The 25,122-nt window shown below is 70.3% G+C and carries 25 protein-coding genes; 13 read left to right on the top strand and 12 right to left on the bottom strand.

What is annotated here, in order from left to right; translation table 11 throughout:
- Positions 1-28 precede the first annotated feature (28 nt).
- Positions 29-1,294, top strand: coding sequence for an MFS transporter (locus HT134_RS39045; RefSeq protein ID WP_175605526.1), 1,266 nt, complete (start codon positions 29-31; stop codon positions 1,292-1,294).
- 37 nt (positions 1,295-1,331) lie between these two features.
- Here HT134_RS39045 and HT134_RS39040 read toward each other — a convergent pair whose 3' ends face one another.
- Positions 1,332-2,573: a serine hydrolase domain-containing protein gene (locus HT134_RS39040; protein ID WP_175605525.1), complete on the bottom strand. Its 1,242-nt coding sequence runs from the start codon at positions 2,571-2,573 to the stop codon at positions 1,332-1,334.
- Between the two features lie 197 nt (positions 2,574-2,770).
- On the bottom strand, positions 2,771-3,478 hold the full coding sequence (locus tag HT134_RS39035; RefSeq protein ID WP_175605524.1) for a GbsR/MarR family transcriptional regulator: 708 nt from the start codon (positions 3,476-3,478) through the stop codon (positions 2,771-2,773).
- A gap of 158 nt (positions 3,479-3,636) precedes the next feature.
- On the opposite strand from HT134_RS39035, the gene HT134_RS39030 reads away from it, so the two are divergent.
- The 3 genes from HT134_RS39030 to HT134_RS39020 all read left to right on the top strand — a co-directional run bounded on the left by HT134_RS39030 (position 3,637) and on the right by HT134_RS39020 (position 5,592).
- The gene (locus HT134_RS39030) at positions 3,637-4,458 is read left to right on the top strand and encodes an oxidoreductase (RefSeq protein WP_175605523.1); all 822 of its coding nucleotides are present in this window, start codon (positions 3,637-3,639) and stop codon (positions 4,456-4,458) included.
- Positions 4,459-4,686: 228 nt separating this feature from the next.
- Entirely contained in the window at positions 4,687-5,289 is a 603-nt protein-coding gene (locus HT134_RS39025; protein ID WP_175605522.1) for a GNAT family N-acetyltransferase, read from the top strand.
- A 69-nt stretch (positions 5,290-5,358) separates the two neighbouring features.
- On the top strand, positions 5,359-5,592 hold the full coding sequence (locus HT134_RS39020) for a hypothetical protein (protein WP_175605521.1): 234 nt from the start codon (positions 5,359-5,361) through the stop codon (positions 5,590-5,592).
- Between the two features lie 276 nt (positions 5,593-5,868).
- Here HT134_RS39020 and HT134_RS39015 read toward each other — a convergent pair whose 3' ends face one another.
- The 3 genes from HT134_RS39015 to HT134_RS39005 all read right to left on the bottom strand — a co-directional run bounded on the left by HT134_RS39015 (position 5,869) and on the right by HT134_RS39005 (position 8,456).
- Positions 5,869-6,972 carry a sigma-70 family RNA polymerase sigma factor gene (locus HT134_RS39015; RefSeq protein ID WP_246366337.1) on the bottom strand — a complete coding sequence of 368 codons (1,104 nt, stop codon included), beginning with the start codon at positions 6,970-6,972 and terminating at the stop codon, positions 5,869-5,871.
- A 134-nt stretch (positions 6,973-7,106) separates the two neighbouring features.
- The gene (locus HT134_RS39010) at positions 7,107-7,520 is read right to left on the bottom strand and encodes an SgcJ/EcaC family oxidoreductase (protein ID WP_175605520.1); all 414 of its coding nucleotides are present in this window, start codon (positions 7,518-7,520) and stop codon (positions 7,107-7,109) included.
- Positions 7,521-7,784: 264 nt separating this feature from the next.
- Positions 7,785-8,456 (bottom strand): TetR/AcrR family transcriptional regulator, encoded by a 672-nt coding sequence (locus tag HT134_RS39005; protein ID WP_175605519.1) that lies wholly within the window; start codon positions 8,454-8,456, stop codon positions 7,785-7,787.
- Between the two features lie 75 nt (positions 8,457-8,531).
- Here HT134_RS39005 and HT134_RS39000 point away from each other — a divergent pair, with 75 nt between their 5' ends.
- The 4 genes from HT134_RS39000 (at position 8,532) to HT134_RS38985 (ending at position 12,138) form a co-directional block, all read left to right on the top strand.
- Positions 8,532-9,470 carry an MBL fold metallo-hydrolase gene (locus HT134_RS39000; RefSeq protein WP_175605518.1) on the top strand — a complete coding sequence of 313 codons (939 nt, stop codon included), beginning with the start codon at positions 8,532-8,534 and terminating at the stop codon, positions 9,468-9,470.
- 29 nt (positions 9,471-9,499) lie between these two features.
- Positions 9,500-9,637, top strand: coding sequence for a hypothetical protein (locus HT134_RS38995; protein WP_175605517.1), 138 nt, complete (start codon positions 9,500-9,502; stop codon positions 9,635-9,637).
- Between the two features lie 92 nt (positions 9,638-9,729).
- A complete protein-coding gene (locus HT134_RS38990) occupies positions 9,730-11,334 on the top strand; it encodes an ABC-F family ATP-binding cassette domain-containing protein (RefSeq protein WP_175605516.1) in 1,605 nt (534 codons plus the stop codon).
- 219 nt (positions 11,335-11,553) lie between these two features.
- Positions 11,554-12,138, top strand: coding sequence for a hypothetical protein (locus tag HT134_RS38985; protein WP_175605515.1), 585 nt, complete (start codon positions 11,554-11,556; stop codon positions 12,136-12,138).
- Positions 12,139-12,223: 85 nt separating this feature from the next.
- On the opposite strand, the gene HT134_RS38980 is transcribed toward HT134_RS38985, so the two are convergent.
- The 3 genes from HT134_RS38980 to HT134_RS47360 form a co-directional block, all read right to left on the bottom strand.
- Complete coding sequence (locus tag HT134_RS38980; protein ID WP_175605514.1) at positions 12,224-14,005, bottom strand: ABC transporter ATP-binding protein; 1,782 nt, start codon at positions 14,003-14,005, stop codon at positions 12,224-12,226.
- Between the two features lie 312 nt (positions 14,006-14,317).
- Positions 14,318-16,984: a class IV lanthionine synthetase LanL gene (lanL, locus tag HT134_RS38975; RefSeq protein WP_246366364.1), complete on the bottom strand. Its 2,667-nt coding sequence runs from the start codon at positions 16,982-16,984 to the stop codon at positions 14,318-14,320.
- A 139-nt stretch (positions 16,985-17,123) separates the two neighbouring features.
- Positions 17,124-17,249 carry a hypothetical protein gene (locus tag HT134_RS47360; protein WP_281387873.1) on the bottom strand — a complete coding sequence of 42 codons (126 nt, stop codon included), beginning with the start codon at positions 17,247-17,249 and terminating at the stop codon, positions 17,124-17,126.
- A gap of 397 nt (positions 17,250-17,646) precedes the next feature.
- On the opposite strand from HT134_RS47360, the gene HT134_RS38970 reads away from it, so the two are divergent.
- From HT134_RS38970 to HT134_RS38960, 3 genes are all read left to right on the top strand, one after another.
- Entirely contained in the window at positions 17,647-19,209 is a 1,563-nt protein-coding gene (locus HT134_RS38970; RefSeq protein ID WP_217708877.1) for a CLIPPER-2 domain-containing protein, read from the top strand.
- Positions 19,210-19,358: 149 nt separating this feature from the next.
- Positions 19,359-19,574, top strand: coding sequence for a hypothetical protein (locus tag HT134_RS38965; protein WP_175605512.1), 216 nt, complete (start codon positions 19,359-19,361; stop codon positions 19,572-19,574).
- A gap of 55 nt (positions 19,575-19,629) precedes the next feature.
- A complete protein-coding gene (locus HT134_RS38960) occupies positions 19,630-20,124 on the top strand; it encodes an NUDIX hydrolase (protein ID WP_175605511.1) in 495 nt (164 codons plus the stop codon).
- A gap of 234 nt (positions 20,125-20,358) precedes the next feature.
- On the opposite strand, the gene HT134_RS38955 is transcribed toward HT134_RS38960, so the two are convergent.
- The gene (locus HT134_RS38955; protein WP_175605510.1) at positions 20,359-21,225 is read right to left on the bottom strand and encodes a helix-turn-helix domain-containing protein; all 867 of its coding nucleotides are present in this window, start codon (positions 21,223-21,225) and stop codon (positions 20,359-20,361) included.
- 168 nt (positions 21,226-21,393) lie between these two features.
- On the opposite strand from HT134_RS38955, the gene HT134_RS38950 reads away from it, so the two are divergent.
- Both HT134_RS38950 and HT134_RS38945 read left to right on the top strand, forming a co-directional pair.
- Positions 21,394-22,452, top strand: coding sequence for an aldo/keto reductase (locus tag HT134_RS38950; protein ID WP_312888754.1), 1,059 nt, complete (start codon positions 21,394-21,396; stop codon positions 22,450-22,452).
- A 13-nt stretch (positions 22,453-22,465) separates the two neighbouring features.
- The gene (locus HT134_RS38945; protein ID WP_175605509.1) at positions 22,466-22,756 is read left to right on the top strand and encodes a putative quinol monooxygenase; all 291 of its coding nucleotides are present in this window, start codon (positions 22,466-22,468) and stop codon (positions 22,754-22,756) included.
- 50 nt (positions 22,757-22,806) lie between these two features.
- On the opposite strand, the gene HT134_RS44995 is transcribed toward HT134_RS38945, so the two are convergent.
- The 3 genes from HT134_RS44995 to HT134_RS38930 form a co-directional block, all read right to left on the bottom strand.
- Positions 22,807-23,427 carry a hypothetical protein gene (locus tag HT134_RS44995; RefSeq protein WP_217708876.1) on the bottom strand — a complete coding sequence of 207 codons (621 nt, stop codon included), beginning with the start codon at positions 23,425-23,427 and terminating at the stop codon, positions 22,807-22,809.
- On the bottom strand, positions 23,424-23,858 hold the full coding sequence (locus HT134_RS38935; RefSeq protein ID WP_217708875.1) for a MarR family winged helix-turn-helix transcriptional regulator: 435 nt from the start codon (positions 23,856-23,858) through the stop codon (positions 23,424-23,426). The genes HT134_RS44995 and HT134_RS38935 overlap by 4 nt, the downstream gene beginning before the upstream one ends.
- Before the next feature lie 284 nt (positions 23,859-24,142).
- Positions 24,143-25,045: a LysR family transcriptional regulator gene (locus HT134_RS38930; protein WP_175605508.1), complete on the bottom strand. Its 903-nt coding sequence runs from the start codon at positions 25,043-25,045 to the stop codon at positions 24,143-24,145.
- Positions 25,046-25,122 lie beyond the last annotated feature (77 nt).

Below are 25,122 nucleotides of genomic sequence, written 5' to 3'. Positions count from 1 at the left end.
CGTCCGGGCCTGGGGAAGCAGAAGTCATATGGAAGAATCAGCGCAGGTGCCTCTTTGGCGGACTCGGGACTACCAGCTTTTCATCCTGGGGCAGACCGTCACCCAGATCGGCACAGAGGTCACCGCCATCGCCTTCCCGCTGACCGCCGTCCTGCTCCTGCACGCGACGCCCTTCCAGCTGGGCGTCCTGGTGGCCGTCCAGAACGGGGCGTTCCTGCTCATCGGGTTACCGGCCGGGGTCTGGTTGGACCGCCGACGACGCCGGCCGATTCTCATCGGCACCGATGTGGTGCGGGCGCTGGCCCTGGTGACGGTCACCGTGGCCGCCGCCGTGCAGTGGCTCACCTTCGGCCTGCTGCTGGCCACAGCCGCGGTCCTGAGCCTGATGCGGGTCGTGTTCGAGATCGGATATCAGACATATCTGCCCTCGATCGTCCCCAGTAAGGACCTCATCCAGGGCAACTCGACGATGGAGACGATCCGCGCGGGCGGGCAGATCGCCGGCCCCAGCCTCGGTGGATGGCTGGTGCAGCTGGTCGGCGCCGCCAACGCGCTGCTGGCCGACGCGGTGAGCTTCCTGGCCAGCGCCGCCTGTCTGTGGGGCATCCGCACGCGTGAGCCGGGGCCCGAGCCGGCCGCCGAGCGGCGCGGGATGGTCCAGGACGCCCGCGAGGGCATGGCCTTCGTGTGGGGCAATCCGGTGCTGCGCGCCATCGCCGCCACCAGCGCGATCTCCAATCTGCTGTTCACCGCGGCGACCGCGCTGACCGTGCTGTTCCTGGTCGAGGTCGTCGGAGTGTCCGCCGGCGTGGCCGGCATGATCTTCTCGATCGGCTCGGCGGCGGCGCTGGTCGCCGCGGCGATCGCGACCAGACTGGCCAACCGGCTGGGCTCCGCCCGGATCATCTGGATGTCGGCCCTGCTGACCAGTCCGGTCAACCTCCTCATTCCGTTCACCCATGACGACTGGCGGTTGGGCCTGTTCGTGGCGGGCATCGTCTTCGGCGGCGGCGGCCAGCTGATCTACGCCATCACCCAGGTCAGCTACCGGCAGGCGGTGACGCCGCCGGCGATTCTCGGACGGGTCAACGCCACCATGCGTTTTCTGGTGATGGGGGCGCTGCCGGTCGGCGGCCTGCTCGGCGGCGGTCTGGGCTCGCTGATCGGGGTGCGTGCCACCTTGCTGGTCATCGGGATCGGTCTCGCCCTGGCGCCGCTGTTCCTGTTCTTCTCTCCGCTGCGAGGCGTCCGCGAGGTATCCGAGCTGACCACCGTTCACCGTCAGAGTTCATGAACGGCGATGGTGCGCACGGCGCTGCCGCCGGACCGTTTCAGCCACCACCCCCGCCGCCGGGCGAACCCCCGGTGACGGCCTGCATCTCCCGCGCGGTGATCTCCTGCAGCGGCAGGCCGTCGCAGTTGCCGAGGACCACGCCGACCCAGCCGGTGTACGGGTAGATGTTCCAGCTGGCGCTGACACCGGGGTTGCCACCGCCGCGCCCGAACACCCATTGGCCGTTGACGATACGGACCGGCATGTCGTAGGCCCCGAACGACGAACCGCTGTGGGGGATCTTGGCCCCGGTGAGCAACTCGGCGTAGGGCCGGTCCAGCACCGTGCCGTCGCTCAGCGCGTGCGCGAATCGGACGAGATCCGGCGCGGTGGCGAAGCCGCCGTCCCCGGGGGCGTCGATGAAGCTGCGGCCCGGGTTCTTGCCCAGCGTGGACTGATGCGAGCTGCTCTTGTCCAGGTTGCGGACCGCGTCCACCACGCTGCCGTCAGCCAACGTCATGTAAGGGTGCGCGATGTGCTTGTCGGTGAGCCACTGCGGCCGGGTGTAGAACGCCGAGCCGGTCATGCCGCAGCGCTTGAAGATGTTCTCCTGGACGTAGTCCCAGTACGTCGTGCCGGTCACGGCCTCCACGATCCGCGCGGGGATGGCGATATCGGCGCCGGAGTGGCCGGTGGGAGTGCCGGGCGGGGCCACCACCTTCGACCGCTGGGCCCACTGCTCGTAATACTCCTGCACCTCCCTCCGGCTCTGGAAGATGCGTCGTACGTCCTCCTCCGGGGTGTTCAGCCCGGAGGTGCCGGAGAGCAGGTGGTGGATGGTCACCCGCTCGGCGATGTCCTTGGCGTAGCCCTTCAGGTGGGCGCCCACCGTGTCCGACAGGCTCAGCTTGCCCTGCTGCGCCAGTTGCAAGATGGCCACCGCGCCGAACGGCTTGCCCGCCGAGCCGAGGCTGAACGCGATGCCTTCGTGATTGCGGATCCCCTTCTCCCTGTCGGCCATGCCGTAGCTGCGGGACAGCACCGTCCGGCCCCTGTGCGACAACAGCACCACGCCGGAGAACTTGCCCTCGGAGGCCAGCTTCGCCACGTATCGGTCGTAGGCTCCGCCGGGACGGGTGTCCGGTGGGATGCCGTGGCCGGTCGGGGCCGGACGGTGCTGTCCCGCAGCCATGGCATGCCCGGGTCGGGCGTCCACCAGCGGCGCGCCGGCCGCCACCACGCCGGCGGCCGCCACCCCGCCCCACCCGAGCAGCCGCCGCCGATTGATATCCGAGTCCATGATCACGATCCTTTGCTGATCGACAAACCGACCGTTGCAGGTCTGGGCCTCGACTAAAGACGGAAGTCTGTTGCGGTGGCGTATGCGATTTTCGATACGCAGGCGATACACCGAGTCCCAGGCATCTGGGGAGATAGCCCGGGAGGCCGCAGCCGCAGGGCGTCGTTGTCACCCGTACAGGCCCCGACGTGCGGGGTTCACCGCAGGCGTTGCATGGAGAGTGCCTGCCGCCAATGCTCTGCCGCCTGCCCCATGTCGTGGCCGAGGAGTTCGAAGAACTGGCTGGTGGTGCGGAGCCGGTCGCCGGTGGGTGTGTCGGCGCCGAAGATCCCGATGCCGTGTCGCGTGGTGTCGGCCCAGATCGCTATCGACCGGGCGCTGGCCGCCCACGTGTGGTACCAGACATCCTCGGCGACGAAGTACCGCACCCGGCGCGCCTCACGCTCCCGGGCGATCATCTGCCGCTGCCCCAGCCACTTGGTGGCGTGGGAGATCGTCGCCGGACTGACGTGGAGCCGCTGGGCGAGTTCGGTGGCGGTCAGGCTGCCGCCCTCGCTGAGGAAGAGCGCGGCGAACACCCTGGCCGTCATGGGTGACATCCCGCCCTCGATCATCATGGCGACGAACTGCTCCTCGAACTCCCCGGCCGTGCGGAGGTCCCGGTCGCCGGTGGTGTGCGGAACGCCGGCGTGGGGAGCGCGTCTGCGGCGGCGGGCACGCCAGTTCGTCGCCTGCTGCGCGCGCGCCGCCCGGTAGCCGTGCGGGCCACCGTTCCTGGCGATCTCGCGGGTGACGGTGGACCTGGACCGGCCCAGCCGGCGGGCGATCTCCGCGTAGGTCAGGCCGGCCGCCAGCCCTTCGGCGATGCGGCGGCGATCCTCGACGGTCAGCCGGTCTCCTGGCATGTCGTCCCTCCCGGTCGAGGCAGTGGGCGACAGTTGCACTCAGCTACAAGCTCATTGCACCAATATATAGCCTCTGACCTGCGTATATAGGTTCTTCGAGTTGGAGAATTCCGGAACACGAGCCTAGCGTTCTCGCAGACCCAAAAGGAGGTTTCACCATGGAGAAGGTCGTTCTCGTCACCGGCGCCTCCGCCGGAATCGGCAAGGCCACCGCACTCGAGCTCCTCCGCGCCGGTCACATCGTCTACGGCGCCGCGCGGCGCGTACCCAAGATGGCCGACATCCGCGACGCCGGCGGACACGCCCTCGCGCTGGACGTCCGCCGGCCGGAGGACCTCGAACGCGTCATCGGCACCGTCGTCGCCGAGCAGGGCCGCATCGACGTCCTGGTCAACAACGCCGGCACCGTCCTGCACGGCGCGGCCGAGGACATCCCCCTCGACCTGGCGCACGACCAGTTCGAGGTCAACGTCTTCGCCCCGGCCCGGCTGATCCAGCTCGCCCTGCCGTACATGCGCGAGCATGGCTCCGGCACGATCGTCAACGTCTCCTCCGTCGGCGGCGAGATCGCGCTGCCGCTCGGCTGCTGGTACTACGCGGCCAAGCACGCTCTGGAGGCCTACTCCGACAGCCTGCGCATGGAGGTGGAGCCGTTCGGCATCGACGTCGTGATCATCCAGCCGGGCATCATCAGGACCGACTTCGAGGACCGCACGGCACAGGACCTTCGCGAGATCTCCGGTACGACCGCGTACCGGGCCGTCGCCGAGGCCATGGCCGCGCACGCCGAGGCCCAGCTCGGCGAGAACAGCCAGGGCAGCGACCCCGGCGTCGTCGCCACCACCATCCGGGAGGCCGTCGAGGCCGCCCGGCCCGAGACGCGGTACGCGGTCGGCTGGCTGGCCGACAAGCTCCTGGAGCTCAACAGGACGCTGCCGGACCGCGAGTTCGACAAGCTCGCCACGAACTTCGCGAAGTAGGCCTGGCGATGATGGTGGGCGCTCGGCGCTCGGCGCGCGCGCCCAGCCCCGAGCACGTGGGTGTACACGGTGACGAACCACTGCACCCGGGTGTTGCCGGCGTGCGGGTCCTCGAAGCATGGAGGACCTGGCCACCACCATGGTCGCCCTGCTGCTCAGCGAGGCGTGCGACATCGGGCTGACCCCTGTGATCGACCCGCACTGGCCGATTCGGGTGGCCACGGCCCGATGCTGGCGGAGACGGTCGCGACGGCGATCGAGATCGCCTTGCGTTTCAGCAGACGACGCGCCGTGCACCGGTTGGACAGGGAGGGCGATACTGTGGTGGTGAACAAGATCATATTGAGAGCCGCCGTGCCCGGTGAAGCGGATGCGCTCACCGCGCTTACTCGGCGTTCGAAGGCGTACTGGGGTTATCCGCAGGCGATGCTGGACCGGATGGCGGAGATGTTGTCGATCAGTTCCGCCGCCATTCGTGACGGTCGTGTCGTCGTCGCGGAGCGGGACTGCGCGCTGGCGGGGTACTACCAGATCTCTGGCGAACCCCCGCACGGCGAACTTGCGGACCTCTTCCTCGAACCCGAGGTTATCGGTACCGGTCTGGGGCGTACGCTCTGGGAACACGCCGTCGAATCGGCGCGCAGCGCCGGCTTCCATACCTTGACCATCGAGTCCGACCCGCACGCCGAAGCGTTCTACCTGCGGATGGGGGCCGAGCGTGTCGGGGAGCGAGAGGTCGCTCCGGGCCGATCGCTTCCCATCCTGAGAGCCACCGTCGACTCGAAACGGCCGTTCCCGCGCCGCCCCGTCGATCAAGGCGACTCGTGTTGATCAACTGATCTTTCGCGCTGGTCGGGTGTAGATCGTTAACGTGAGGGGCGGCTGGAGCCGCTGCTGCCGGTGAGCACGGGCTGGGGTACGGCCTACAACCGGCATCGCCGCTGGTCGCTGGATGGGACCTGGGCGCGGATCCTCGATGGGCTCCGGGCGGGGTGCGATGAGGCCGAGGGCGAGGACTGGACGGTCAGCGCCGACTCCACGGTGGTGCGCGCCCACCAGCACGCGGCCAGGGCACGGCGCGCCCCGGCCCTCGACATCCCGTCAAAGGGGCCGATGAAGATCACGAACGGGTGACGTCGAGCCGGGAGGCGCTGGGCCGCTCCCGAGGTGGCCTCATCCGGCGGCGCGGGCCGGTCAGGCCGCGCAAGCGGCCCGCCCGCGCGATGGGTGACAAGGCGTATGCGGTACAAGGAGCGCAACACCGTCGAGCGCCGCGTCAACAAGCTCCGCCAGCATCGGGCCGATGGCCACCCACTTCGACGAGCGCGAGCGCATCTACCAAGGAACCCTCGATGTCGCCTCGATCCGGATCTGGCTCCGAGACCCCGTCACATGATCACGGGAGACGGCCTAGGCCTCGGCGATGGCAAGTCCCTGGTCGTCGAGTTTGGCCGCGAGGCCGAAAGTCGCGTAGATGTCGGGGTCCTGGAAGACGGAGTTCCGGCTGATGCCCTCGTCGGTGACGGTGAAGATCTGGAGCGTGTGCAGGGAGTACCCGTCGCCGACGCGTTGATAGGCGGCGAATCCGGGCTGGCCGCCGTTGGCCGCGACCTCCTTGAGGAGCCAGTCCTTCCCGGCCGCCCCGAAGACCCATTCCATGAACAGGCCGTAGTTGTCGCGTCCGGCGAACCAGTTGAGCATCGGCGGCATCTCCATGATCACGTCCTCGGTGAGCAGCCGCTTGAGGCCCTCGACGTCGGCCAGCTCGAATGCCCTCATGTAGCGTTCGACCCAGGCCCGCTGCTCGGCCGCAGGCGGCTCGCTGACCCGTTCCTGCCGGACTCCGACCTCCTTGACGCGAGTACGCGCGCGCTGCAGGGAACTGTTCACCGACACGACGGTGGTGCCGAGGATTTCCGCTGTTTCGGCCGCGGAGAAGCTGAGCACGTCACGCAGGATCAGCGCACCGCGCTGACGCGCCGACAGGTGCTGCAGGGCGGCGGCGAACGCCAGACGCAGGCTGCTGCGGTCCATCACGGCCCCAGCCGGATCGCCCGCGTCCAGCAGCGAGTCCGGCAAGGGCTGGAGCCAGGGGACGTGCTCTCCCTGGACGAGCGGCCCGAGCGGATCCGACGCGGCCACCAGCCCCGACGGCAGCGGCCGGCGACCGTGGACCTCCAGGGCGGTCAGGCAGGCGTTCGTCGCGATCCGGTAGAGCCAGGTGCGCAGTGAGCTGCGGGTGTCGTCGTACTGCTCCCGTGCCCGCCACGCCCTCAGGTACGTGTCCTGGACCAAGTCCTCTGCGTCGTGAGCCGATCCGAGCATCCGGTAGCAGTACGCCAGCAACTCCGTCCGGAACGGTTCGATCCGACGATCGAAGCCTTCCTGCCCCGTCATCACGCGGCGCCCCCCGTCTCCGCTGCAGCCGCAGTCACCATATCCGGCGACTGCAGTGAGCATCCGCAGTGGGCGGATAGCCCTCCCCGCGCGGTCATCAACGGCCTGCCATGGCATACATCTCAAATCTCGTAGGTAGGGGCGCCGGTATGAAACGTCACACCAAGGAACCGGGCTCACCGCGATGCAGGGCTTCCGTCCGATGTTGGTCATGGCCCTGCACGCGATCACTGCTGGTTACAGGGAAGAGTTCACAGCGCAGGCGCCAGCACCGGGCTGTTGTGATAGGCGGCGATCAGCCACTGGCCGTCCCGCTTCTCGAAGACCCAGGTGCAGTTCACCTTACGCGCCTCGTCCGCGACCTCGGTCTCGCCGGGGAACAGGATCGCGGACTCACTGATGACGATCGCCCCGTCCCTGCCGACGAAGCGGATGCCGAGCTGCTTGTTGTAGGTCGAGCTGCCCTTGAGCGGCCCCTCGAAGGCCAAGGCCATGCTCTGACGGATCACCTCCCGGCTGTCGCGGAGCGAGCCGGTCATGATGGCGGTCGCGTCCGCGGTGTAGTTGGCGACCATGCCGTCGGCGTCGCCTGCCTCCCACGCCTTGTAGGAGTCGACCAGCACGGCCTGGATGGCGGCCTCGTCTGCCGCACGACTGTTCGACATTTCGATTCTCCCTTGTGATCGGTTCGCCCGAGGTACTCCGACGAGCTCGTGAGTACATACCGGCGGCGGGGTCGGAACTCATCGCGGCGGAGGAGAATCCGTCTCTACGTCTTGGAGGGCGAGCTCTTCGGGCCGGTCCCGGCGGGGCGTGGTCGAGGGCCGCATGATGTTGCGTAGCCCCCCAGCACACACAGCAGGCCGGGATCCGGGCGTGACCGTCACCGGCGCGCCGCCGGTCGAAAGACGTACCCCCTCGAAAGGGTGTCATCCACGCGAACGGCGGGCCAGGCGCTCGGTGTGAGCCGAGCGGCCCGCGGGGCGGCCCGCCGCGTGCGACGCCTCCTGGGCCAGGCCGTTGAGCGTGGTACGGACCACGCGCTCGGTCTGGAGCTCGACCGCGCGCGGGTCGTCGAAGCGGACCAGGCCGTCGGCCAGCAGCACGGCCAGCCCGTGCAGCGCCGCCCACAGCACGAACTCGGCTCCCTCTCGAGCGGGTTCCGGCAGGGCGCCGGCATCGGCGAGCCGGTCGAGTTCCGCGGTGAGCACGTCGTGCGGGTGGGGGGAGATGGCGGAGTCCGGAGCGGTGGCGCCGCCACGCAGCACGAGCCGGGCGACGGCCGGGTCGTCGAGCGACCAGCTCACATAGCTGCGCCCCAGGGCGATCAGCCGCCGCTGAGGGTCGTCCCCCTGGCCGGACGCGTGCTCGCAGTCCTGGCGCAGGCGCTCCCCGAGCCAGGCGAGCGTCCGCTCGGACAGGGCGCGCACCAGCGTGTCGCGGGAGGCGAAGTGGTGGTAGGCGGCGCTGGGGCTGACGCCGACGCGCGCCGAGGCCTCGCGCAGGGACCAGCCGTCGGTGCCGCGCTCGCGTACGAGGGCCTCGGCGGCGTCGAGCAGTGCGCTGCGCAGGTCGCCGTGGTGGTATCGCCCTTTTGCCATCGCCCGATCTTAACACTGCTCAGTTCTCTGCTACGCTCCCAGGCATCTCAACACTGTTCAGATTGGAGCCGGATCATGTGCCCCGCCGACCTGACGCCGAACCCGTCCCCCGACCTGAGCGACCTTCCCGACGTACGGACGAGCCCGCCGCCGATCGTGCGCGGCGGGCCCGTCGAGCTGGCCGACGGCGTGTACGTCATCCCTGACAACCGCGTCGAGCTCGTCCCGAACGTCGGCATCGTCGTGGGGGAGCACGCCGCACTGGTCATCGACACGGGCATGGGCCCCCGCAACGGCGCCCACGTCCTGGAGCAGGCCCGGCGCCTGGCCGGCGACCGGCACCTGTACCTGACCCTCACGCATTTCCACCCCGAGCACGGGTTCGGGGCGCAGGCGTTCAAGGGCGCCGCGACGATCGTCTACAACGCCTCCCAGCGCGCGGAGCTGCACCGCAAGGGCGCCGCCTACGTCGAGATGTTCAAGGGGCTGAGCGCCGCCGCGGCGGCCGAGCTCGAAGGCGTCGAACTCGTCGATCCCGACCTTGTCTACGAGGGCCGGGCCGAGCTCGACCTAGGCGGGCGCAAGGCGGAGCTGCGGGCGGTCGGCCCGGCGCACACGGGCTCCGACCAGGTCATCGTCATCGACGACCGGGTGCTGTTCGGCGGCGACCTGATCGAGACCCGCATCTTCCCGATCGCCCCGTACTTCCCGCCGTACGACGTCGACGTGGACGGCGCGGCCTGGATCGGCGTGCTCGACGAACTCGCCGCCCGCGAGCCCGAGATCGTCGTGCCCGGCCACGGGGAGGTGGCCGGCGTCTCCTTGATCCGCGACGTCCGCGACTACCTCGGCTACGTGTACGGGGAGGCCTCACGGCTGCGCGCGGCCGGAGTCTCCGCCGACGAGACGGCCGCGAGGATCGACGAACAGGCCCGCGCCCGCTGGAGCACCTGGGAACGCCCCGAGTGGATCGGCTTCGCCGCCCGTGCCTTCTACGCCGGCGCACACCGGTGACCGGCACCCGTACCGCCGAGGATCTGGTCGTGCTCGATGAGTCGCCGGACGCGCCCACCCGCGAGAACCCGCGCCTCGACGTCGGCTCTCTCCCCGTGCCGGTGGACCTGGCCACCGCGGCCCGGCCCCGCACAGGGATCCGGTCCGGCGCCCACCGTGTGGGCTAGCATGGGGGGCATGTCGACGCCCCGAGTCTCCTAGCTGAGGACCCGCTTCCACGCCAGAAGTGTGTCCTCCAGCTTTCTCGGAGCGTTTCGACATGATTACTGTTCGCGATGTCGCGCTGCGCGCGGGTGCCCGCCTGCTGCTCTCTGACATCTCCTTCACGGTGTCCCCCGGCGACCGCATCGGCCTGATCGGCCGCAACGGCGTGGGCAAGACCACCCTGATGACCGCCCTGGCCGGGCTGGCCAAGCCGGCCGCCGGGACGATCAGCCGTACCGGGGCGGTGGAGTTCCTCGCCCAGGATTCGCGCGCGGCCGACCCCGCCGTGACCGTCACCGACCGGATCCTGTCGGCCCGTGGCCTGGACCGGGCTCTGCGCCGGCTGCGCGCGGCCGAGGCCGCGATGGCCGCGGCCACCGGGCCTGCCGCCCTGGAGCGGGCGATGAACGCCTACGCCCGCGCGGAGGCGGCATTCCAGACCGGCGGCGGGTACGCGGCGGAGGCCGAGGCCGCTCGGGTCGCCGCCGGGCTCGGGCTGCCCGACCGGGTGCTGAGCCGGCCGGTCGGCAACCTGTCCGGCGGGCAACGACGCCGGGTGGAGCTGGCCCGGATCCTGTTCGCCGGCCACGGCGGCACGCTGCTGCTGGACGAGCCGACCAACCACCTGGACGCCGACTCGATCGCCTGGCTCCGTACCTTCCTCCGAGGCCATCAGGGCGGTCTGGTGTTGATCAGCCACGACACCGGGCTGGTCGCCGAGGTCGTCAACCGGGTCTTCCACCTGGACGCCACCCGCGCGGCGATCGACATCCACAACACCGGCTGGGACGCCTACCTGACCCAGCGCGAGGCGGACCGGCGGCGGCGGGAGCGGCAGCGGGCGAACGCCGAGCGCAAAGCCGCCACGCTGCACGCGCAGGCGGACAGGATGAAGGCCCGCTCGGCCACCGCCGTCATGGCCCGCAGCATGGCCCGGCGCGCGGACCGCATGCTGGCGGAACTGGAACCGGCTCGCCGGACCGAGAAGGTGGCCAGAATCCGGCTGCCCGAACCGGCCCCGTGCGGGCGGATACCGCTGGGCGCGGTCAGCCTGGCCAAGTCCTACGACGGCCGCCAGGTCCTCGACGGGGTCGACCTGGCCGTGGACAGGGGCAGCCGCCTGGTCGTGCTCGGTCTCAACGGCGCGGGCAAGACCACCCTGCTGCGCATCCTGGCCGGTGAGGAGCTGCCGGATGCGGGGCGAGTGGTGCGCGGGCACGGGCTGCGCCTGGGCTATTTCGCCCAGGAACACGACACCTTGCGCCCCGATCGTACGGTTCGGCAGAACCTGACCGACGCCGCCCCGCACCTGACGGACGGCGAAGCCCGGCAGGTCCTGGGCGCGTTCCTGTTCAGCGGCGACGACGTGGACAAGCCCGCCGGGGTGCTTTCCGGCGGGGAGAAGACCCGGCTGGCCCTGGCCGGGCTGGTGCACTCCGGAGCGAACGTGCTGCTGCTGGACGAGCCGACCAACAACCTCGACCCCGTCTCCCGCGACGAGGTCCTGGCTGCGGTCGGCTCCTACCCTGGAGCGATCGTGATGGTGACCCACGACCAGGGCGCCATCGACGCCCTGCGTCCTGACCGTGTGCTGCTGTTGCCCGACGCGGACGAGGACCTGTGGAGCGAGGACTACCGCGACCTGGTCGCCCTCGCCTGACGAGCCGTTCGCGCTCGGTTCAGCACCGGAACAGAAGCGGAAACCTTTCGGCAAGGAATAACGAATGCCGTGGTCACCGCCATCTACGCGGCGGCGGCTGTGGTTCTGTGTCCCCGAATCGGCGAGCGCACCAAAAGTTTTGGCCCCTTCGATGGCCATACCTGAATTTTGGTGCGCTCCCGTACGGACCATCTCGAGCCATTGACAAGGAGACCGTTCATGCCGAAACCATCGCGCTTGCTGTCCACAGGAGTGGCGGCGGCTGCGCTGCTGGCCACCATGGCCATGTCCGTCACCTCACCGGCGTCCGCAGCCCAGCCCGCGAACGGGCGCGAGACCGTCGTGACGGAACTCGACTACAACAGCACGGGCTGGAGGTACCGCCAGGTGCCGCCCGCGACCGACGTTCCCCTGTTCTACGAGCGGGGCTTCGACGACAGTGAGTGGCAGACGGGTCAGGCCGGCTTCGGCACCGCCAGCGGCTGCTCGTTCAACACTCCCGAGAACGTCAAGACGTCATGGGCGCGCAACACCGACATCCTGGTGCGCCACTGGCTCCATCTCCCGCGCAACGCGCAGCAGGTCCGCATCCAAGGAACGATAGACAACGACGCCCAGGTCTATCTGAACGGCCATCTCGTGCAATCGGTCAGGAGCGGTTACTGCAGGACCGGCGCCATCGACGTCGTCGTCCCGGCGGAGTACCTGGAGTGCTGCAACCTGCTCGCCATCCGTGGGCACGACTATGGAGGCTCCACCTACCTGAACGTCCGGGTGACGTACGTGAAGCCCCCTCAGGTGTGACGCTCACGTCACCGCCGCGCGGTGCGGTGACCGGGCCGGGCCGGGCCTCGTCCGGCCCTCGCTCGCCCGAAAGGGGCCGTTCGGCTCATGCGGCGCCGGTCTGAGCGCGGACCGTCCGCGCGTACCACCCGTGCCGGTCGCCGAGCAGGTCGAGGCGAGCTCCGTGTTCCGCCACCCGGCCCTCGTCCAGGGCCACGACGGTGTCGAAGGAGTCGAGCACGCCGAACCTGTGGGTGATCATCACCGTGGTCCGTCCGGCCCGCTCGGCCAGGATCGCCTTGACGACCTCCAGCTCGGTCATCGGGTCGAGCGCGGAGGTGGCCTCGTCGAGCACCAGCACTGACGCGTCGGCCAGGAGCGCGCGAGCCAGGGCGATGCGCTGTCGTTCGCCGCCGGACAGCAGCGCTCCCCGCTCTCCGACCAGCGAGTCGTATCCGTCCGAAAGTGCCATGATCCGCTCGTGGACGTGGGCGAGCCGGCAGGCGCGCACGAGATCGTCCGCGGTGGCGTCGGGGGCGGCGTACCGGAGGTTGTCGGCGATCGAGCCCTGGAAGAGGAAGGGCTCCTGCGTGGCGATGCAGACCCGCCCGGGCGACGGCCGGCCGATCTCCGCCCCGTCGACGCGGACCGACCCCTCGGTGGGCGCGTGCAGGCCGGCGAGCAGGTGGCCGAGTGTCGTCTTGCCCGAGCCGCTCGGACCGACGACCAGCGTGGTGGATCCGGCCGCGAGGGTGAGGCTCACGCCGTCCAACGCGGGACGGTCCCGATCCTCCGCGGCGTACCGGAAAGTGGCCTCACGGACGGTGAGCGCGCCGGGCCCGGGGGAGGGGGCCGGCCGTGGATCAGGCCCGGGCTCCAGCTCGGGCGCGGGCTCCATGTCGAGGTAGTCGAAGACCCGCTCGAAGGCTCCCTGGGCGGAACGGAACTCGGTGGAGACGTGCAGGAGTTGCCACAGAGGCTGGTACAGCCTGGCCTGCAGCACGGTGAAGGCGACCAGCGTGCCGGGGGTGATCCCATCGGACAGCCCCGCCGCCACGAACACCAGATAGGGGGTCAGCACGAAGAAGACGTGTCCCGCGCTCAGCACCCCTTGGGCCACCAGCCCGGAGCGTACCCCGAGCCGGATCAGCCGCCGGCTCTCCGCGGCGAACCTGCCGGCCTCGTCCGCGCTTCTGCCGTGGACCCTGGCCAGGGTGACGGCGCCCAGGCACAGCCGCTCAGCCACGATGGACGACAGGTGCGCGCGAGAGCGCTGGCTCACCTCCGACACGTTCTTGAGCGCTCGCCCGGAGCGGGAGGCCACCCAGACGACGATCGGTGCGAGAACCAGGGCGGCGCCCGCGAGCCGGGGTGAGAGTGCCACCATCGCGCCAGCCGCGGCCACGAATCCGATGACGCCGGACAGCGTGCCGGGCAGGGTGTCCTTGACGGCGTGCTCGATCTGAGCGGTGTCGTTGGCCAGCCGCGACTGGATCTCGCCGCCTCGTGTCGCTGCGAAGAAGGCCAGCGGCATGCGCTGGAGACGGCCGAACAGCTCCACGCGCAGCGCGTGCACCACTTGCTGCGCGACGCGGGCCGACACCCACGTCTGGCCGAGATCCACCACGCCCACCGCGCAGGCGGTGGCCGCCGCCAGGCCGGCGATCAGCGCGAGCAGCGGCAGATCGGGGCCGCCCGCGCCGAACAGCGCCCGGTCGAAGACCAGCTGGGTCAGCAACGGGACGGCGGCGTTCAGCGCGGAGTAGGCCACGACGAGCAGGACGACGAAGCAGATGGCGAGCCGGTGCGGCATGAACAGCCGCACGACCCTGCGCCAGGTGCCGGTGGCGGGAGCCTTCTCCGAAGCGACGAGGGGACGATCGTGCACGGGCCCGGGCCTGTCCTTGTCTGGTGGATCGAACGACTTCGAACGACTGGCGTGTAGAACCGACTGGCGTATCGAACCGACTGGCGTATCGAACGCCTGGTGGTCGAACAGACCCCCGCCCGCCCGTGTCCGGGCGGGCGGGTTCGGCTGTCAGTTGTCGGTGCAGCCGAAGTGCTTGATGCAGTTGGTCAGCCGGAGCGCCTCGTTGGCGCCGGGCTCGAGCTCCTGGAGCGCCTGCAGGTCCTCAACGTCGAAGGACATGGTCGTTCACCTCCTTGTGAATGCCGGGGCCGCCCGTGGTGCGGCCGTCTGTCATCGCCGTCCCGCTGCGGGAACGGCGAGCCTGGGGGCCTCCTCCGGCATCCACAACCGGGCGGACCGGTCGCGAAGCCGCAGGAGGAAGGCGACGATCCCCGCCGTACCGGCGAGAAAGGTCGGCGGGAAGTCTCCGTGGGGTCCGGGGACGAGCAGGCGGCCGCGACGATCGGCCGCGCGGATCTCCAGGCATCCGGCCAGGTCGCGCGCCCACCGCTGGTAGCGGTCGTCACCGGTGAGATCGGCCATGTCCAGCAGGAATTCACCGTCGCCGGGCAGTCCGTGGCACGGCACCGGTCCTGACTGCCATCGGGTGCGGTGCACGGCCGCCGCGGCCTTGCGCGCCAGGTCCAGCGCGGGCGGGTCGCCGGTGGCGCGCCAGTACCGCACGAGGAAGGAGCCGATCCCGGAAGAGCCGCTGCACCAGTACGGCCGGCGCGGGCGCACCGTCGACAGGTCGCCGCGCTGCGTCGGCCACCACGCGGTGTCGCTGTCCACTTCGGCATGTTCGTAGAGGGCGCGAGCGATCTCGTGGACGGTCGCCGTCCAGTCCGGCTGATGGAGGGCCCGGCCCGCGTGGAGCAACGCGGTCCCGATGCCGGCGATGCCGTGCGCGAAACCGAAGTGGTTGGCCCCGGCCAGGCCCGAGTCGAACGTCTGCGGCGTCGGCCACTGCGGGCGGCCGGCGCCGTACGACCGCGCCTGATGCAGGTTCCGGAAGGTCTCGGCGGCCCGGTCTCGCAGCGCGAGATCTCCCGAGGCCAGTGCGATGTGCAAGAGCGTCATGCCGCATCCGGCCAGGCCGTGCGTCACGTCGGAGCTGGGGTGGCCGGTAGGCAGCCGCCGCGCTGCCCGCACCGCGAACCGTGCCAGCTCGGCGTCGCCCATGGCCGTCGCCGCGTCGTACAGCGCCCACACCGCGCCGGAACGCCCGAAGTGAAGGCCGGGCGGCCAGACGTCCTCGGCCGCCAGCCGCCGCCTCAACCAGCGGGCGAGTTCCGCAGTCGCCGGCGCGTGCGGTTCGGCCCGCGCCAGGACGCCGAGGACTCCCGCCGCGCCGCCGTTGACCGAGCACGGATCGGCTTCGATGCCGTCGGCGGCGTTGGGCCACGGCGACGGGGCGTCCTCGCTCGTGTCCATCGTCTCCACCAGGTGCGCGATCCCGTCGTCGATCAGGCGGCCGATCCGCCGCGGTGGCCGGGTCCCGTGGCGGGGGGTGGCCCGCTCCGGGGCGAGCTCGGTCTCGGTGAGGAAGCGAAGGCAGCGGTCCAGCGACCAGCGCCGCTCCGGCTCTGTCGCCAGCAGGCCCTCCACCAGCGGTCGCAGCAGGGCGAGCGTGGGGTTGGCCGCCGCGACCGCCGCCACCCTGGCCGCCTGGTCGGGGCCCGGCGGGTCCAGGTGGGCGCCGACCGCCAGGAAGTACACGATCGCGCCGAGGCTGTAGAGGTCGGCGCTCGGGTGGGGGGCGGGCCGGAACTCTCCCGTGTGGCCCGCCAGCTCCGGGGCGAGGTAGCCCGGAGTCCCGCCCACCATGACGGTGGTGCCCGGCACGGCCGCGTGTTCGAGGTCGATGAGCCGTAGTTCGCCGCCGGGGGAGAGCATCACATTGTTCGGCGACAGGTCACCGAACACGTAGCCTCGGCCGTGCAGCGCCTTGAGCACCGCGGTCAGGCGGCTGACGACGGGCAGGACCTGCGCCGCCGCGCTGCCGAACCCGTCCTCGCCCAGCGGTCCGGCGTTCTCGTCCGACCAGCGCTGCAGGGTGATCCCTGGCACGAACTCCTCGACGAGGAAGGTGTGGCCGCCCTGCTCGAAGAAGTCCACCACGGCCGGCGTGATCCCGGTCGTGGCGAGGTCTTCCAGGCAGGAACGTTCGGCCGCGATCCGATCTCGCGCGTCGCGGCCGCTCAGATCGGCGCAAGCGTGCGGACGCCCCTCCTTGACGACGACGTCGTGGCCGGTGGTGGTGTCCTCGGCGAGGTAGACGCCGCCGCGGTTCGCATGCCGTACGGCTTCGCGGACGATGAACCGGTCATTGAGCATCACCGCGGCCGCCCGCGGGCGCGGGCTCGCCGCCGGAACCTCGAACGGGCACGTCGCGAACGGCGGCGGGGAGAAGCTCGGCCGCCGTTCGTCGGGAACGAGCAGGCCCTGCGGCGAACGCAGCCGAATCTCGTAGAACCCGTCGTTGCCGAGCACGCGGTGCCCGCTGAAGGCGCCGTAGCGGTAATGGACGATGCCGCCCTTCCGGTACGGACGGTCGGAGAGGATCACCGGGCCGGGAAGTCCCCGGGTGGCGTCGTCGAGCAGGGCGGCCAGGCGCACCGACTCGGCGTCGTCGAGGGGATAGACGGTGATGAACTTCCCGGCCTGCGCCCGGCTGCAGTGCGGTTCGAGGAGTTTCCAGTAGTCGCTCAGCCGGGCGGGGAACTTGAAAGCGCAACGGGCCTCGGTGAGGACGCGCGAGACGCGGGCGAGCGCCAGCGGGGCGGAGAGCATCGTGGCGGAGACGTGCAGCTTCCATCCCTGGTCGGGCATCGGGTAGGCGTCGGGGGTGACCTTGCACCAGAAGTCTTCCTCGGCGACCGACCAGTCCCGCGCACCCGCGCGCCCGATTTCGGCGGCCACGATGTCGCGCAGAATGGCCGGGTCCTCCGAACGCATGCCCACGTGAACCCGCTTCCACTCGGCGCCGTTTCCCCTGTGGAAATGAGAGTCGCGAAGCGCTCTTGCAGATGAATGGGAAACGAATTGAATGCGAGGTGGAAGCTGGTTTCCCGACCGGGGGAGGGTGTCGTCCCCTTTATCGGTCGCATTTCTGTGCTTTTTTGTTTCGTCCGTTGAATGGTTCGGCGAGCGCGAACGCATCGGTGGTGGCGGCGGGAACGGAGGAGGCCACCGGTCCGGCGACCTGGGGAAGCTCGTCCATGTTGCCGGAACGTCGTGCGCTGCTTCGTCGATGCGCGGCGACTGTGGTGGAAAGAGCCGGTGACGTGATCTCGGTGAATTGCCGGTAGGTGGTTGTGCTCGAAATGGGTGAGGACGAGCGAGCGCTGCACCGGCGACGTCCCCGATGGGCCTGGGGCTGAGGATCGGCTCGCGCCGGTTTTCGATCGGCGTGTGGATGCCGGCAGCGGGGCGGACAGACCGTCGGCGATGCCGAGGGGTCGGGTACGCGCTGAACAAGATCAAGCCAACTGTTGGTGCGACCGCACGTGTCGCGTGCCGCCGCGTGCCCTCGTCGGGCGAGGCTGCCGTCCGGCGCCGGCGCCGTTCATCCGGCCCGGTGCATGAAGGCAGTTCTCTGCGACGAGAGGAACATCACGATGAGGCACATCCGAGGGATGTGTTACCCGGTCGCCACCCTCGCGGCGGTGGCCCTTCCGCTGACGCTGTTCGGCGCGGTCCCGGCCGACGCCGCACCTGCCGTCACCGCCCCGGCGGTTCTGCGGGTCGCGCCGGATCCCGCCTCCTGCCCCGACCAGGTGTCGCTGGTCAACGGCGGTTTCGAGCAGCCGGTCGTCAGCCGCGGGGGGTGGGCCTTGTTCCCCGACGCCTCGCAGCCCGGCGCGCCGAACCACGTGCCCGGCTGGCTCACCAGCGCCACCGACCACATGATCGAGCTGTGGGCCAGCCCGCCGAACCCGACCAACACCCCGCCCAAGGAGGGCAGGCAACTCGCCGAGCTGAACGCCAACCAGGTCTCGACCCTGTACCAGGACCGCGCGACCACCCCGGGGACGAAGCTGTACTGGCGGCTGTCCCACCGCGGCCGGCTGGGGGTCGACACGATGGCCGTGGACATCGGCGCCCCGGCGGCCCCGGTGCAACAGCAGGTCATGTCGGACGGCACCGGGAGCTGGGGCACCTACTCCGGCACCTACATCGTGCCCGCGGGCCAGACGACCACCAGGTTCGCCTTCCGTTCCGTCTCGGCGGCCGGAGGGAACCGCGCCATCGGCAACCTGCTCGATGACATCTCCTTCGCGACCGCGCCATGCGTCGTCCTCAGCAAGACCGCGAGCCCGCGAGGGCCGGTCGACGTCGGCGACGTGATCACCTACCGCCTCACCGCGGTCAACAAGGGCGGCGCCACGGCGGAGAACGTGCGCCTCTCCGACACCGTCCCTGCGGGGACCACCTTCGTGCCCGGCTCGCTCCGGGTGGTCGACGGCCCGGGCAGCGGGGACAAGACCGATCAGGCGGGCGACGACCAGGGCGCGTTCGACGCCGCGTCCGGCAAGGTCTCCTTCACCTTGGGGAACGGCGCCACCCCCGCGGCCGGGGGCTCGCTGCCCAACGCCACGAGCCTGCCCGGCGGCACCACCGTGGAGTTCAAGGTCAAGGTCGGTCGGGACGCAGCGGGCGGGGGGAAGGTGACCAACCGGGGGACACTCAGCTACGAGAACCGGCTCGGCCCGGAGCCGGAGCGACTGACCTCCACCAGCGGTGACGTCGTCACCGAGGTCAACCCGGCGGTGGACCTCAGCGTGGTCAAGTCCGCCGATGCGACCAGGGTGACCGTGGGCCAGACCGTCATCTACCGCGTCACCGTACGCAACGCCGGCCCGAGCGACGCGACGGGGGTCACGGTCAAGGACGTGCTGCCGTCCAACCTCGCCTTCGTGTCCGCCACGGCCTCCGACGGGACCTACGCGCCGGCGAGCGGGATATGGAGGGTCGGTTCCCTGGCCTGTGGCGCCTCGGCCACGTTGACCGTCTATGCCAAGGCCACAGCGATCGGAGAGACGACCAACACGGCCACGGCCGACGGCAAGGAGCTGGACCTCGACCCCGCCAACGACTCCGACAGCGTCAAGATCTGCGTCGACCCCGAACCCTTCTGCCCGTACTGCGTCAAGGGACCCGGGCAGGCCCCGAAGAACTAGCGCCGGGACGCCGGTCGACGCATCCGACCGGAACGCGGCCCTGTCACCGATCGCGTCCTGGGACGATCGTTGATCCCAGGGCGCCCCGCGCCGTCGTGGGCCGGCGACCCGTCCAGCCACTGGCCCACGACTGGCGCAGAGAGCCAAAGGTGCCGGTCGAGGCGCTCGAACGCTTCGAGTCGCCGGCCGACGACGGGTCGGGTGGGGAGCAACCGGCCACCGACATCGACCGGATGGACGGCGAGACCGACATCACCGACCAGGAGGGGTCAGACCGCCCCATGGCATCCGGCCGGAGCGTGTCCTTTGGTGGCGCCGACCCGAAACGGGGCTCCTTCAGAAGGCGTCTCGAGTCCGCCGGATAGCGCAGTGGGGTGATCCTCAGCCAGGTTGTCGGTGGCGGCTGCGACCGTGTGCTGCATGGGTGAGCTGGTCGAGCGGGTGGATGAACAGGACCGCGTGCTGGAAGTCGTGGAGCGGGCAGAGGCGGTGCGTCGGCGGTGGATGCATCGGATCGCGACGACGATCTGCCGCGATCCGATGGGGCGGATCCTCGTGTTGCGCCGAGCCGAGGGGCATGTGCGCTTTCCCGGCCACTATGACGTGATGGTCGGCGGCGCCGTGGGCGTAGGCGAATCGTATGAGGCCGGGGCGGCCCGCGAACTGGTCGAGGAACTGGGCGCCGGCGTCCCGGTCCGCTTCTTGTTCAAGTTCCTGTGCCGGGACGGGATCAGCCCTGTCTGGTTCGGGGTGCACGAGGCCTTGATCGCCGAGCCTTTGGCTGCAGATCCGTCCGAGATCGCTTGGCATGCCTGGCTCACGGACCTCGAACTGCGGAAGGTGGTCGATCGAGGGCCCTTCGTTCCAGGTGGGCGAGAAGCGCTGCGCCGATATCTTGGCCGCCCAGCTCATTGACGAACAGCCGCTCCCTTCCTCAGTCACGGGACGAGCAGCGGCTTCAACGCATTCGTGACCAGCTCCGCCACGGGCCGCTGCCTCACCCCGCGGCACATGGGACTTGGCGAGCGGAGGGTGAGCGGCAGATCAGGTGGGGCGTGCGGCGGGGCTTGGTCCCCTTCTTGTGAGGGGCGGAGCGTTGATGTGCCTCGCCGGTGGCCGGAACGCGTCCGCCGCGCCGGGGAGTGGCGGTCAGGGGGCAGGTGTCTCCTGACCGGCCCAGGTGGTCAGGAGCCGGAGCGCGGTCTCGGAGGCAGAGCCTTCCTCGGCGGTGTGGACGACGAGTGCCAGCCCCGGGTGATCCGGCAGCCGCAAGACCTCATAGGCCAGCTCGAGCTCCCCGACCAGCGGATGCCGGTACAGGTAGCGTCCATGGCGTTTGTCCTTCACCCGGTGCTCGCTCCACAACCGGCGGAACTCGTCGCTGGCGGCCGACAACTCCGCGACCAGGGCGGCGACGGACGCATCGGCGAGCTCATGCCCGGCGTCCAGGCGGAGGAAGGCGACGATGTCGCGGGCTCGTGTCGGCCAGTCGGCGTACAGGTGGCGGATGCCCTCGTCCAGGAAGGTCAGCCGGGCCATGTTGCGCTGCTCGGGCGGCAGCGCCCCGAAGTCGGTGATCAGCGCGGCGGCGGGCCGGTTCCAGGCCAGGACGGTGGTGTCGCGGTCGACCAGGTAGGCCGGCACGTCGTGGATCGATGCCAGCATCCGGTGGATGCCGGCGCGCAGCGGCGGCCGGTCGGCAGTGGCGGGCACGCCGGGCGGAACGGGGGGAGCGGGCCGGGCCAGGCGATGCAGGTGCGCGCGTTCGGCGGGGTCCAGCCGCAGCGCCCGGGCCACCGCGTCCAGCACTTCGGCGGAGAAGTGCAAGGTGCGTCCCTGTTCCAGCCGGATGTAGTGGTCGACGCTGACCCCTGCCAGCTGCGCCAGCTCCTCGCGCCGCAGCCCGGGGACACGGCGCCGTTGCCCGTACGCGGTCAGGCCGAGCTCTTCCGGACGCAGCCGCGCCCGCCGTGACCGAAGGAACTCGCCCAGCTCGGCACGCCGATCCCACATCATGCGCACCAGTATCGCGGACCCGCGCCTGAGCGTGCCTGGTCATGGCGTGCCCAGGCACGCGCCGCCCCTGGCTGAGCCGCGGCCGCCCGCCCACAGTAGGTGGCGCCGGAACGACTCCGGCGCCACCTCGGGCACACCGTGGCGGCAAGACCTTGGAGGTTCACGCACGTGACGTCTTCGCAGTTGCCCGTTCACCGGCTCGGGCGTACCGATATGGAGATCACCAGGCTGGGCTTCGGCTCGTGGGCCGTGTCGGGCTCGGGCTGGACCTTCAGCTGGGGCGCCACCGACGACACCGAGTCGGTCGCCGCGATCCGCCACGCCGTCGACTCCGGCGTCAACTGGATCGACACCGCCGCCGTCTACGGTCTGGGCCATTCGGAGGAACTGGTCGGCAAGGCCGTTGCCGACCTGCCCGAGGCCGACCGGCCGTACCTTTTCACCAAGGTCGGCCTGGTCTGGGACCCGGACGATCCGTCGGCCGCGCCCCGGCGGATCATGAAGCCGGCCAGCGTCCGCCGGGAGATCGAGGACTCGCTGCGGCGGCTGGGTGCCGATCGCATCGACCTGTACCAGGTGCACTATCCCGACACCGGCGAGTCGTTGGAGTACGCCGGCGGCGGGTTCGGAGCGGTGTCGCCGAACGCCACCCCGCTGGAGGAGTACTGGCAGGTCATGGCCGATCTGAAGGCCGAGGGCAAGGTCCGGGCGATCGGGCTGTCCAACCACACGCCAGACCTGCTGGAGGTCGCCGAGCGGATCGCGCATGTCGATGTCATCCAGCCGCCCTTCTCGGCGATCAACCGGTCGTCCGCCGCCGAGATCGCCTGGGCCCGCGCCCACGAGACCGGTGTCATCGTCTACTCGCCGCTGCAGTCCGGGCTGCTCACCGGTGCGTTCTCCGCCGAGCGGGTGGCCGGCCTGCCCGCCGACGACTGGCGCACCGCCCACCACGACTTCACCGCCGGCCTGACCGCCAACCTCCGGCTCGCCGAGGCGCTGCGGCCGATCGCCGAGTGTCACGGCCGCACCGTGGCCGAGGTCGCCATCGCCTGGGTGCTGGCCTGGCCCGGCATCACCGGCGCGATCGTGGGCGCACGCACGGCCGCCCAGGTCGATGGCTGGATCGGTGCCGGCTCGCTGGAACTGACTCCCGCCGACCTCGAGGAGATCGCCACCGCGATCACCGTGTCCGGCGCGGGCAGCGGTCCGGCCCGGCACGCGTGAAGGAGGCCCCATCATGTCCCTTTTCGTGATCGCCGAGTTCCTGGCCGCGCCCGGCCAGCATGACCGGCTCCGTACGGCACTGGAAGCCCTGATCGAGCCGACGCTGGACGAACCCGGTTGCCTCGCCTACCAGGCCTACGTCGACCCCAACGACCCTGCCTCCATGGTGATCGTGGAACGCTGGGAGAACCGGCAGGCCTTCGACGAACACTTCACCACCCCGCACCTGCGTCACGCCCAGCAGGTCCTTGACCGGATACTTGCCCGACCACTGACCCTGCGCACCTTGGTCGAGGCGCCCTAGGGACCAGGCCGGCCGTTCCCCCGGCACGGGAACGGCCGGCTGTCCTCGGCTCACTTCTCCATCACCGAACTCGGTCGCCGGAACCACACTGCCGAAATCCCCATGCAGGCGCGGTTCGGCGGCAGACAGGCACGAGACTTGAGCCCCGTCTCATCGAACGGAGCGAGGTCCGGCTCGACCCAGCCGGTCCTGGCCGGGCCGCTTGCCAGCGTCGAGGACCTATAGAAGCGGGCGAGCAGCCTCTTGTCGAGCAACGCGGGGTTATGGTCGGCGAACGCGTCGAAGTCGTCGGTGTTCGACTGTCCGGCGTGGTGGCCCACCAGTTCGACCCAGGCCCGGCTGACGGTGGCGTTGTACTTCTGTGGTGCGCCCGCGTAGCGGGCGGTGCGCTGGATGCCGTCGCTGATCAGGTCGACCGCCGCTGTGGTGCCGTAGCGGCGGACGGCCAGCCACGTCAGTTGGACGTGCTGGCGGTGCCCGAACCGCTCGGCAGTCGCCATCACCTCCCCCATCAACTCGGTGAACGGCGAGGACTCCTCGTCTGTGCCGTTCACTCCTTGGCCGGCGTGCGGATGCCGTCGTCGGCGCTCCTCTGAGCCGGTCAGCGTCTTGAGCGGCCGGTTGACGTGTGCCGCTTGGCCGGAGTACGGGCCGTGGTCGTGTGTGGTCATGACCCTTCCTTGATCAGCGCGTCCAGAACGGCGTAGAAGCCGGCGACCGCTTCGGCGGGCAGGCCCTCCAGCGCGCGGTTCTCGATGTCGGTCAGGGTCTGGGCGATGACGGCGGCCGCCGCGCGCCCGGAGTCGGTCAGTTCGATGAGCACCGAGCGGCGGTCGCCGGCGCGCGTGCCGCGGGTGATGTGACCGCGGCGTTCCAGCCGGTCCAGCACGCTGGTCAGCGTCGTGGGGCGGGCCCCGACCGCGGCCCCCAGCTGGGAGACGGTGCGGCCATGACCGTCGGCGAGGTTGGCCAGTGCGTTGATCTCGGAGGCGGTCAGGTCGAGGTCGACGAGTTCAGTGGAGATCAGGTGCAAGGTGGCGTGGGTGGCGCGCTGCAAGGCCAGCAGCGCGGACCGGTTCAGTGATACGGACTCGGACTTCACGATTTCGGATAGTACGATATCGGTGTACGTCTGGGCGAGCCAGCGGCGACAGACGGTTCGTGTGGCAGGTGCACCCAACTTCACCCGCCCGAACTCAAACGCGGGGCTCTCCTCCACGCGCTCCCACGTCCGAGCCATCCCGACGCCCATGGTCCGCGTCGGCGGGTGTCGTAGCCGCTCCAGATGCGACCAGCACTTGCCCGCCGATGCCTCCAGCAGAGCGCTCAACTGCGCCGACTCGGCCGCGCCACCGCAGGCGTCCGTCTCGCTTGACCTCTTGGACGTCAGTCCGGCAGCCAGTGCAGCTCGTGCGCCAGGGCTTTGGCGACGGCACGGACGCGGCGGTGTAGCGGCGACTGCTCGCGTGGGAGGACCAAGTGGATCGTCAAGCTGGGCGCGCCCCGCAGCGGTCGCCAGGTGAGACCGGCCGGTGATGCCGTGACCGCGGCTTCTCCGGCCGGGGCGAGGGTGACCCCGTCGCGCAGGTCGCGCTGAGACATGTCGAACGAGACCGCGGGCGTGTGGAATCGGGGGTGTGGTCGGATGTCTCGGAACAGCGCGGACAGCTGATCGTGGATCACGGGGTTGGCCGCACGGTCCGGGAGTCGCAGCGGATACGCGGCCGCGTCGGCGATCTCGATCTCAGGGTGTTCGGCCAGCGGATGGTGCTGCGCCAGCTGGACCCCGACGCGCTGACGCCGCAGCAGGTACCGGCGCACGCCACTGCCCGGCTGTTCACCGCGGGTGATCCCGGCATCGATGCGGCCGTCGGCGACCGCGGGGGAGATCTCCGGTGTCGCCATCGGGACCGCGCCGACCTGGAGTCCGCTGTTGGCGCGAATCAGCCTGTCCACCAGGGCTGGTACCGTCTCGGCTCCGGTGCTGAGGCTGTATCCGATGCGCAGCGTGCCCAGTTCACCGGCCGCCGCGCTCCGGGCGGTGTCCCATGCCCGGTCCAGCGCCGCCAGCGCGGGCGGCGCTGACTCCGCCAAAGCCGCACCGGCCGTGGTCAAGACGACGCTACGCGTGTTGCGGACCAGCAGGGCCGTACCGAGTTCCGCCTCCAATCGGCGCATCCGGGCGCTGAGTGCGGGCTGTGCGATACCGATCCGTGCGGCTGCGCGGGTGAAGTTCAACTCCTGCGCCAGCACCAGGAAGTACCGCAGGCTCACCGTATCCGGCGCCATGTGCCCTCCCTGCCGATTGATAACGATCCGTTCTGAGGCTATCCCGTACCGGTCTTTCCCTCGACCGCACATCAAGC

Source organism: Nonomuraea rhodomycinica, assembly GCF_013363995.1.
In the GTDB taxonomy this organism is placed as follows: Bacteria; Actinomycetota; Actinomycetes; order Streptosporangiales; family Streptosporangiaceae; genus Nonomuraea; species Nonomuraea rhodomycinica.
This window is presented reverse-complemented; position numbering and strand designations above follow the sequence as displayed.